3 protein-coding genes are annotated in these 4,135 nt (G+C 71.3%); 1 reads left to right on the top strand and 2 read right to left on the bottom strand.

Annotated features, from left to right (window positions below):
• Positions 1-1,176 (bottom strand): copper resistance protein CopC (locus PKE44_RS15925; RefSeq protein WP_324553083.1); only part of this gene is annotated, 1,176 nt, incomplete at its 3' end.
• 32 nt (positions 1,177-1,208) lie between these two features.
• Positions 1,209-1,685, bottom strand: a complete 477-nt coding sequence (locus PKE44_RS15930; RefSeq protein WP_324553087.1) for a YcnI family protein — start codon at positions 1,683-1,685, stop codon at positions 1,209-1,211.
• Between the two features lie 404 nt (positions 1,686-2,089).
• Between PKE44_RS15930 and PKE44_RS15935 the strand changes: the two genes are divergently transcribed.
• Complete coding sequence (locus PKE44_RS15935) at positions 2,090-4,135, top strand: TonB-dependent receptor (RefSeq protein WP_324553086.1); 2,046 nt, start codon at positions 2,090-2,092, stop codon at positions 4,133-4,135.

Consider the following 4,135-nt stretch of genomic DNA (forward strand, 5'->3'; position numbering starts at 1 on the left):
CCGGCGCCGGCCGCGGGCGAGCGCCGGCAGCCAGCACCAGCGGTTCAGCGCGCCGAGCGCGAACAGCAGGAGGGCGAGTCCGAGCTTGGCCATGAACAGCCGGGCGTAGGTGTTGCCCCAGGCCGGCGACGGCGGACCGAGCTGCACGCAGGCGATCAGCAGGCCGCTCACGGCCAGTGCGCCGAGCAGTTCGCGCCCGCGATGCGCGAAGCGCCCGAGCACGGCCAGCGCCGGCCGCTGGTCGTCGATCTTCGGGTCAACGCTGCGCAGCGCATATTCGGTCGGCCACAGCGCGCCGAGCCAGATCGCCGCAGCCGCCGCATGCACGACCAGCACCGGCGCCAGCCAGCCGCCGGTGAGCGCGTGCACGGCATGGCCGCCGACGCCGAAGCTCAGCAGCGCCGGCACGGCACCGGCGAGCAGCCAGCCCCGCTTCCATTCGCCGGTTTTCGGCAGGCAGGCGAGCACCAGCAGCCCGGGCAGCGCCAGCGCCGCGGCCAGCGGATAGGCGGTGTGGGCCAGGGCTGCATAGGTTTCATCCTCGAACCAGTCGGAGGTGCCGGCCAGCGCCGCGCCTTCGGCGAGCAGACGCGGCAGCAGCAGCGCCAGCCCGAGGCGCGCCGCCACGCGCACGACACGCACGCTGCGCAGCCGCGCCTTGCCTTCGGGCCGCAACCACGGCAGCGCCAGCGCGCCGCCGGCGGCGATCAGCAATGTCAGCTCGGCCAGCAGCCGCAGCACCAGCGGCGGCGATACCGCGCCTGCCGCGACCGCCACCGGCGCACCGGTATCGGCCCCGGCCGTGCCGACCCGCCAGCTCAGGCTGCCGGCGACCGGATGATCGTCGGCCGAAGCCACGCGCCAGCTCGCGAGATAGACGCCATCGCCCCCGGCCGGCAGCGTCACGCGCAGGCTCTGCGTGACCGGGGCGCCGGCGGCGAGACTCGCAATCGTCGTGCCCTTGCGATCGAGCACGCGCAGCATCAGCGGCCGCACCGGCTCGTTGAAGCGCAGTTCGACCGCCGCCGGCTGGAGACTCAGCTGCGCCCCGTCGAGCGGATCGCTGGCGAGCAGCGCCGCATGCGCTTCGGCACGCCCCGCCACGACGAGACTCAGCAGGGCACAAAGACACAGGGCATACAGGAACGGCAGGGCGGGTTTCAGGCGATCGGGCATGCGCTTCTGGCAGGAGGCAAACGGAACATCCGTCAGGGAACGGGATCGGTCAGGCGCAGCAGCGGCGCCGGCCGGGGCAGATCGTGCGCGGACTGGCCGGCAGCAGGCAACCCGATCCAGCGTTCGACGGCTCCGCCAATGCAATCCTGCACGGTCGCAAACGCCAGCGTGCGTCCCGCCCCGGCCGGCAGTTTCATCAGGATCGCGAATTCGTCGAACTGCTCATCGGGCAGGACGCCGCCATGCCAGCGTACCTCGCGCACGCCGTCGCGGATGGTCTGGCCGTGGCTCTCGTAGGCTTCGGCGAGCGGACCGCGTTCGGTCTCCAGCGTCCAGCCCGGTTTCGGCTGCGGCTTCACCGACACCACGCCGTCCGGGATGCGCACGCGCACGCCGGTGGTTGCCGCGCCGCTGCAGCCGTGCGGCACGCGCAGCACCGCCTTGTAATGGCTGCCGGCCGGCGCTTCGAGTCGCTCCAGCGTCACATGCGCCGAGGCACCGAAGGACATCAGCCATGCCGCGCAGCTTGCCGCGCAGGCCGATCGCCATTTCGCCTGGCGCTGCGGGAGGTCGGCACAGAGGATACGGGTGGACGAGGGCTTCGGCAGGGACATCGGCGCGACTCCGGCAGACGAGGGAACCGCCATTGTCGGCATCGCCCACTGCCCGCCGGCAGCGCCTGCGACCATCGGTCGCAGGCGACGGACGGCAAGGACCAATCGCCGGCAGCCATGCGGCCGGATTGCGGACAAGTAGCGGCCGGTGCAAGGGTTTTGCGGCACCGCGGATTGTGCATCGGCCACCCCGCGGCAAGCCTGCGCACGCCTCGCCTGCGACACCATGTCACGCGACGGCTCCCCGCAGGCGGCACGAGCATGCCGGGCCTCCGCCGCTGCCCGAACGGACCCTCCCCATGCGCTGCCCCCTGCCCTGCCTCGGCCTCGCCGCCGCCACGCTGACCCTGCCCGTGCTGGCCGCCGATGGCGACACCCCGCTGCTGGAGGTCATCGTCACCGGCCGCGCCCCGGCCTCGCTGACCGTGCCCGACATCGACGCCGCCCGCGCCGAACTCGCCACCGTGCCCGGCGGCGCCGGCGTGGTCGAGGCCGCCGACGAGCAGCGCGGGCGCAGTTCGACGCTGCAGGACAGCCTCGGCTTCGCAACCGGCGTGTTCGTGCAGCCGCGCTTCGGCGCCGAGGAATCCCGGCTGTCGATCCGCGGCTCCGGCGTGCAGCGCACCTTCCACCTGCGCGGCATCCGCCTGCTGCAGGACGGCGTACCGGTCAACCAGGCCGACGGCGGCGGCGACTTCCAGGTGCTCGACCCGCTGGCGCTCGAATACACCGAGGTCTGGCGCGGCGCCAACGCACTGCGCTTCGGTGCCGCGACGCTCGGCGGCGCGGTCAATTTCATCAGCCCCACCGCTCGCAGCCCGGCCGGGGCCGGCAGCCGGCTGCACTTCGAGGCCGGCAGCCATGGGTATCTGCGGCCGTTCGCGAGCTACGGCGCCGCCGACAGCCAGCGCGACGGCTATCTGGCGATTTCGGGCTTCGCGCAGGAAGGCTTCCGCGAGCACGCCGAACAGGAAACCTGGCGGCTGTCCGGCAACTGGGGCGAACGGCTCGGTGCCGGCGTCGAGAACCGCGTCTGGATCGGCGCCGTCAACAGCAACTCGGAACTGCCGGGCAACCTCACCAAAGCGCAGATGCGCCGCGACCCGACGGCCGCCGCCGCCGGCAACGTCGCGCTCGACCAGCAGCGCAACTTCGACCTGTTCCGCATCGCCGACCAGCTGACGCTGGTCAAGGACGGCGCGCGCACCGACTTCGCCGCGTATTTCGTCCACAAGGACCTGCACCACCCGATCTTCCAGGTGCTGCATCAGGTATCGCAGGACGCCGGCCTGAGCCTGATCCACATGCTCGAAGCGCCACTCGCCGGGCGGGCGAACCGCCTGACGGCCGGCGTGCTGGCGAGCCGGGGTCGGCTCGACGATCACCGCTGGGTGAACCTCGCCGGCCATACCGGCAACCCGACCGCGCACAACGAAGGCACGGCCTGGAATCTCGAAGCCTTCGTCGAGAACCAGCACGAAGTCATCGACCGGCTGTGGCTGGTCACCGGTCTGCAGGGCGCGATCGCCAGCCGCCGCATCGACGACCGCTTCCCCAGTGATGGCGACCAGAGCTACGACGATTCCTGGCGCTCACTGAACCCGAAGCTCGGCCTGCGCTGGCAGGCGACGCCGGGCGTGCAGTTCTATACGAACCTCAGCCGCAGCGTCGAACCGCCGAGCTTCGGCGAACTGCGCGGCGGCACCGGCGCGCCGGAACTTGATGCCCAGACCGGCTGGACGCTCGAGATCGGCAGCCGCGGCGAAGCCGGCCCGGCGAACTGGGATGTCTCGCTGTACCGCGCCCGCATCGACGGCGAACTGCTCGGCCTCAATGACGGCAACGGCAACCCGCTCGGCACGATCAACGCCGGGCGCACGATCCACCAGGGCCTCGAACTCGGGCTGGAACTGCGTCCCGGTGCCGATTTGCACCTGCGTGCGAGTTATCTGCTGAACGACTTCCGCTTCGATGGCGATCCGGTCTACGGCAATAAGCGCCTCGCCGGCATTCCGCGCCAGTTATTGCGCACCGAACTGCTGTGGGAAACCGCCGCTGGTTTCTACGCCGGCCCGACCGCCGAATGGTCGCCGGACCGCTACCCGGTCGATCTCGCCAACACGCTGTATGCCGACGATTATGCGATCTGGGGTTTCAAGGCTGGCTGGCAGCCGAAGCGCGGCCGCAACGCCGGGCTGTCGCTGTTCATCGAAGCCAGAAATCTCTCGAACACCACCTACGCCGCCACCACCGGCGTCATCGCCGACGCCCGCGGTCGCGACTCGGCGCAGTTCCTGCCGGGCGACGGGCGATCGGTGTATGCGGGGGTGGATTACCGGTTTTGA

Source organism: Plasticicumulans sp., from assembly GCF_035331805.1.
Taxonomy (GTDB): domain Bacteria; phylum Pseudomonadota; class Gammaproteobacteria; order Competibacterales; family Competibacteraceae; genus Plasticicumulans.

Bases quoted from the DNA above. Each gene is read 5' to 3' on its own strand.
- PKE44_RS15930 (WP_324553087.1), bottom strand. From the start codon at position 1,685: ATGTCCTTCGGTGCCTCGGCGCATGTGACGCTGGAGCGACTCGAAGCG.
- PKE44_RS15935 (WP_324553086.1), top strand. From the start codon at position 2,090: ATGCGCTGCCCCCTGCCCTGCCTCGGCCTCGCCGCCGCCACGCTGACC.